This is a genomic window from Pseudomonas sp. EL_65y_Pfl1_R83 (assembly GCF_963970695.1).
Taxonomy (GTDB): Bacteria; Pseudomonadota; Gammaproteobacteria; order Pseudomonadales; family Pseudomonadaceae; genus Aquipseudomonas; species Aquipseudomonas tritici.
In genome coordinates this window covers 1-477 of record NZ_CAXAQI010000349.1, presented here as the reverse complement: position 1 = coordinate 477, position 477 = coordinate 1, and the positions used below count along the sequence as shown (strand labels likewise).

General features: G+C 67.9%; 1 protein-coding gene. It reads right to left on the bottom strand.

The genetic code is table 11. The features are described 5' to 3' along the window. On the bottom strand, positions 1-386 hold a 386-nt coding region (locus AACY08_RS29225; protein WP_339472565.1), incomplete at its 3' end, for a DUF1800 family protein. Positions 387-477: the final 91 nt, after the last annotated feature.

Below are 477 nucleotides of genomic sequence, written 5' to 3'. Positions count from 1 at the left end.
AAGCCGATCGGCTGGCCCGGCTTCCACGTCGGTTGCCCAAGTTGATTGAGCAGCCCGACCACCGCTTGCGGGTCCGCCGTCTTCACATTCAACGCGCGCATGGACGAGATCGTCCACTCCCACGGCGTCTTGAACTTTACCGGTTGTTCGACCCAAGCCTCGGGCGAAGCGATCAGCGCGCGGTATAGCGTTGGCAAATCCCCCCCGGAGGTGAGGAAAGCCGCTTGCAAACGCTCGACCATCGCGGGTGGCGGTGTATCGCCCGCAAAGTGCCGCGCGAGCTTGGTCGCGATGTGGGTGGCGGTCGCCGGGGCGACGGCCACGTCGGACAGCACAGCCCGCGCCTGCTCCACCCCGCCAGCCGGATAGCGCTTGCCCTTGATCATGCGATCGCCCGGCTCGTGCAGCGGGGCGACAAAGACGAAATCACCGGGCAGCCCGTCCGTTCCGGCGGCCGCAGACCCAGGCCCGCGCCCG